Source organism: Candidatus Symbiopectobacterium sp. NZEC135 (genome assembly GCF_025962695.1).
Genome location: NZ_JAGFPF010000111.1, coordinates 1 through 5,516, shown reverse-complemented (window position 1 = coordinate 5,516; position 5,516 = coordinate 1). Strand labels below are relative to the sequence as shown.

3 protein-coding genes and 1 pseudogene are annotated in these 5,516 nt (G+C 49.9%); all 4 read left to right on the top strand.

Features of this window, described 5'->3' with window-relative positions; genetic code table 11:
• Positions 1 to 1,927: pseudogene (locus J5224_RS23135) on the top strand (hypothetical protein); the annotation flags it as partial.
• Positions 1,920 to 2,750 carry a hypothetical protein gene (locus tag J5224_RS23130; protein WP_264627592.1) on the top strand — a complete coding sequence of 277 codons (831 nt, stop codon included), beginning with the start codon at positions 1,920 to 1,922 and terminating at the stop codon, positions 2,748 to 2,750. The pseudogene J5224_RS23135 and the gene J5224_RS23130, both read left to right, overlap by 8 nt.
• Positions 2,751 to 2,758: 8 nt before the next feature.
• A complete protein-coding gene (locus J5224_RS23125) occupies positions 2,759 to 5,125 on the top strand; it encodes a hypothetical protein (RefSeq protein WP_264627591.1) in 2,367 nt (788 codons plus the stop codon).
• A partial coding sequence (locus tag J5224_RS23120; RefSeq protein ID WP_264627590.1) for a contractile injection system tape measure protein occupies positions 5,122 to 5,516 on the top strand: 395 nt, incomplete at its 3' end. The genes J5224_RS23125 and J5224_RS23120, both read left to right, overlap by 4 nt.

The window sequence follows — 5,516 nt, the reverse complement described above, 5'->3', positions numbered from 1 at the left end:
TGCCTATGTGGTTATTGCTAACGAAGAGATTGCCCGAAAATCCCTTAGCCAATTGTCGTTGCACCTCGATTGGGGGAACCTGCCGCGGGGCTCAGAGGGCTTCAGGCAGTACTATGCTCAATATCCTTACCAATACACCAACGCCAGTTTTCAAATGCGCGCAGCAGTGCTCGATAATGGGCAGTGGGTTGAATTCGGCCCGACTTTCTTACCGTTATTCACGCCGGCCAGCGGCGTCCTTCACCATGACAGACATCTTCATTTTCCGAAAATGAGAAACAGCTACACGCCAGTGGCTCGCCCGTGGCCAAAGACGCCATACAGTAACCAATCTGGCTTACGTAACGGTCTCTTTAAGCTAATGCTTACAGGCCCGGAACCGGCATTCGGCCACAAAGATTATGCGCCCTTACTGAGTGACACACTGACTTACAATGTCAGCAAAAAGCATAAAAGAACGTTGCCTAATCAACCCTATGCGCCGTTAGTCACCCGCATTGCCATCGACTATTCAGCGGAATCAACCATTGATTTATTAAGCATCGACAATCACAGCCAGAGTGAAATCGTTCACTTGCACCCTTTTGGCGAAAACGCCATTTATCCGCCGCAGCAAATTCTCCAGCTCCACAGACCGAGATTCTTCCCGAATTACCAAGAGGATAGCCATTGCTTTATCGGTATCACTGCGACTGAATTATCGGGGTATTTAAATATTTTCTTTGTGTTTGACGGTAACGCCCGACTGCTAATGCCCTATCCATCTACCGCATATCGCTGGTATTACCTGGTGGAAAATGAATGGCAGGCACTCAACCCGCACCAGATTATCCATGACACTACCCTCAACTTTCTCACCACCGGTATTGTCACCTTAGATCTACCGGATGACATCAATACGGACCACACCGTGATGCCGTCGGGTCTGTTTTGGCTACGTGTGAGTACCAATAAGGGGATTGACCGCTATCCTGACTGTTTGCATGTGGCAACACACGTCGTAAAAGTATCAGGTAAAGGCGCGCCCCTTGCCGATGATGGTGTCACCCCGCTCTCATTTTCTGCATGGCGAAGCACACCGCGAAAGGCGAATCTTGCCGCCATAGCGCAACTTAATGCGATGATAAAAATCCCCGAAACTGAAAGCGATAAACACTTCCAGATGCGGATCAGTGAAAGCTTGCGTCACAAAGGCAAAGCGTTAACGCCGTGGGATTACGAGCACCTTATTCTGGAAAACTTCCCGGAGGTGGGTTCCGTACACTGTTTCCCTACCCGCAGCTATCATTCTCATGCCCAGGAACCCGGCCGCGTATTGGTCATCGTGACCCCAGTCAATACCCACTGCGATCACTCGCTCTGTTCGCCAAAGCAGTTAGATTCTTCATACCTTCTCGCTATTCGCCGTTTCCTGTTGGCCGTGTCTCGCCCGCACGTACAAATAGAAGTCCGTCATCCTGGCTACGAAAAAATCCAGATCAGGTGCAAAGTCACGTTAAAAGAGGGAGTCAGTCATGGCCCCGCATTACGAAGACTCGAATATGCTATCAAATCGCAATTATGCCCTTGGGAGTCAGGCAGTCTTAACTCGGGGCTGGGATTCTGCTTATCACTTGAGAAGCTCAGCGCCTTTATTCTCAGACAAAAAAACGTCGTTAAGGTCAGTGCACTCTCCGCGCTGAAAATCAGCATTGATGAAGATACGGAGTACACGCTCCAGGACAGCGCGACAACCAATCAACCCATTCGTGCAGCCTATCCATGGTATTTGTTGATTCCAGAAGTGCATCAGTACATTCAAATTTCACCCGATAACCTTACCCACAGGCCCGTTACCGTTGGTATTGGCGAACTGGTTATCGGGGAACAATTTATTGTCAGCACATCAACAACGTCTAACCCTAAAGGCGCAAAAAATAATGGCTAAACGTAACCGAAGCACGCTTAAGAATTATTTTCGTCATGGGACCATGCCGTCAGCCGAACACTTTTCAGACTTGATTGACTCATGCGTTAATCAGAGTGATGAAGGGTTTATCAAGCCACCGGAAACGGGACTTCAGCTAAGAGCATTAGATCAGGAACATTTGCTGAGCTTTTACCAGCAAAATAGCCCCGACACCCCGCTGTGGCACGTTGGATTTGCTCCTCAGAGTATTAATCTACACATTTTCGCAAACCCAATTGCAGATATCACAGGAGAAAGCCCGGAGGATACCGGAGCAGTACCGTCCACCAATCTCTCAATGACGCCCAATGGACATGTAGGGATTAATACCGCAACGCCTCAGCAGACCCTCGACGTCAATGGCACCATCGCATCTCAAGGCAGAATGGGCGGCGTGTTGATTGATACGCCCATCCCCGCTGATGGCGAATGGCACGATATTACTCCCGATCTCGAAGGGTGCCATATGTTCGAAGTGGTCGCGGGGATCGGCATCCGATACAGCGGGCGCTATGCTCTTGTGCACGCCATCGCCACTAATACCTGCGCACCCAACAAACGGTGGTGGCACTGGGCAGATAAAAACCCTATTCATATGACTCAGGCATTTTTTCATTCTTCAGCAGACAAAATACAACTGCGCTGGCGGCAACACAATCACAGAGGCACCGTGCGCCCTTACGCATTGCAAATTCGCACCAATACGCCATTTGGAAAAGACCAAACCATCCAATACCATATTACACAATTATGGCATGACCCCTTTATGCAGCAATGCCAGCACAAAGTAATGGGGGAGTAAATTCAATAATGTCTAAGACTATTTCGAAAAAACGCCATAATGATAATCCGAATAGTTTTGAACATCTTTATCAGCTTGGCCTGACGTACATCCAGCAGCTAAGTGGTCATCTCTGGACTGATTACAATACGCACGATCCGGGCATGACTATCCTGGAGCAGGTGTGCTACGCCCTGACCGACCTGATCTACCGCTGTGAGTTTGAGGTAACCGACTATCTCAGCGAGCCCTCTGGGAACATTGATTACCGGGCTCATGGATTAGCGTTAGCGCAAGACATCATCCCGGCATACCCGCAGCAGCCTGAAGAATATGAGACGTGGTTATTAGCCCGGCTTCCTGAGCTCGAGAAAGTCTGGTTACGCTGGAGTGAAGATGCCCCGCAGTTGGGTATTTACACCCTTAATGTACAGCTCAACCATTTTTACGCGTTAAGCCAGCAGGGTCCGGTAGCTAGCCAACGTTCGGTCTATACGCAGCAACATGCCGCCATTCAGCGCATTCGCCATGAGTTTTATCAGGTTCGGGCGATTGGGGAAGATTTATCCGCCATTGAATTGACCGGACAACACCCGCTGACGCTCACCGCCGTCATTCATATCAGTGACGATATCGCGGATGTCACCTGGCTAGCTGCCAAGATCTACCACCGGATTGGCCTTTGGCTTGAAGCAAATACGCAAAACATGCCTGCGACTGTGATTAAAGAATCACTGCTCGCTGAAGACGGAATCCTACAAATTGATCGGCTAGAATTTAGCCAGCACAGTAGCAACATGGGTGACGAAGAGCCAACCCCGATTGATAATATCGCCCCTTTTTCTTATTTGACGCTTCCGCGACCCTCCGCGCATTCAGACATCGAGATAATCCAGTTTCAGCACCCGGTTAACCTCGACTACGCCAATCTCGCCATTCAAATAGAGCAGATCCAATACCAGCAACGTTTTGCCCAGCTCAAAACGGTCACGCCCCCCGCGCTGCCCGTTGGCCGATATTTTGAGTTCAGCCGCTATGAATCCATTCAAACGCTGTTTCCCAGGAACTATCATTTAGCGCCTGGGATGCCGAATCAATACCATGCGCAGCAGCAGGCTCAACGACATCAGCTTCGCAGCTACTTACTGCTGTTCGACCAACTAATGGCTAATTTTTGTGACGACGTTGCCGGGTTGAACTCGCTGTTCTCGCTCTCATTAACTACTGAGGCCACCTACCATGCGCATCGGTTACACGATGATGAGTTTTATAATATCGGCAAACATTACCCGCATGATGCGAGCACGCGTCTGGACCAGTTGCGAGCTCAGCTTGATGATTATCCTGAGCGGAAAAATCGCATCTTTAACTATTTGCTAGCCCTTTATAGCGAACGGTTCCCGGAGTGGTTACATCGCCAGTTCAATCCGTATTTTTCTGCCCAAACATTAGAAAAACAGCTTCTGAAATACAAACAAGTTTTTATCCTGAATATCGTTACGATGACCAATGGCCGGGGTATTGGTGATAATTTGCTTCAGCCTGAACATCAGGGTGGATACCGCCAGCGTCTTTCGCTGCTTCTAGGGCTATTCCCACTGGCCTCTTCCCAGGGGAGTTATACGCAGGCTATTGCCCGGTACTCACTGAACCTGGTGCCAAACTCATTCTACTTCCCCAGCGATACGGGCAAAACTGTGTTGTGGTCACTCAGCCCCGAAGCGAAGGCGAGCCTGCTGCCTTTAGCCGATAACCGCTTAGTCGAATACCCGAATGAAGATGATATTGAGCACACCCTATTAGCCACCTCCCTCTTCCACGGGCGAACGCTGCCTGATGTGCTGTTGCAGTTTGGTATTGATAACCGCAGATACCGCCTGCTGCCCCGCGCAGAGCATGATGATTATCTGCTGTTTTTTAATACTGGGATCGAAGGCACCCAAGAGGGGCTTTATATTGCCAGCCATTCTGACAAACAGGCACTCACCCAACTCTGCCATCAGTTGCAACGCTGGCTAATAGAGCTGAATCAAAGCAGTGAAGGGCTTTATGTCGTCGAACCCATTTTACTGCGTACTGGAGACGCTAGCGACTATGCCAACCGGGTCACTCTGGTGTTGCCGGGCTACACCGCTCGCTTTAGTAACCCCAGGTTTCGGGAGCATGCAGAACAACTCATCATTGAAAACAGTCCGGCTCACCTGCTGACGCAGTGCCTATGGTTGGATTTCGCTGCTTTTGGCCAATTCGAAACGTTGTATAGCCAATGGCGGCACGCAAAATCCAACGCGCTACAGCGCAAAGAAGATCAGCCTGAGTGCGATGCCATCGCTCAACAGCTTTACCAGTTTATTCAGCGGTCGCGCAATGAGACAGATGAGGCGTTGAGCCTATGAGCCAATTCCACAAAATTAATCACATTAGTCTCGAATTTGATTTCACCGGGTTTGCTGATGCAGAGACCTTTGAATCGCGCGCCGCGCAGTGGGTTGTTCAGCACTTTATCCCCGTGATGGAAACGGTATTTGATGAGGTCTGTCCTGAGCATCAAACCCTGGTTATCGATACGCTGACGCTCGATCTCGGTGAGATCAATGCAAGGATGTTTTACCAACAAGCACCAGAAAAACTCAAACACGTGCTCCAGACAACGCTGCGTTCACAGTTGCACCTAGCCGGACAGGCACGGCCATCCACGCATTCGGCTAACCCCAATAGCATGCAGGTGCGAAGCCAGCAACAACAGCGCTGGAACATACTCTGGCAATTTCTCAGCACCGGTGCGCT

Coding starts and splice junctions, on each gene's coding strand:
- J5224_RS23130 (WP_264627592.1), top strand. CDS start 1,920: ATGGCTAAACGTAACCGAAGCACGCTTAAGAATTATTTTCGTCATGGG.
- J5224_RS23125 (WP_264627591.1), top strand. CDS start 2,759: ATGTCTAAGACTATTTCGAAAAAACGCCATAATGATAATCCGAATAGT.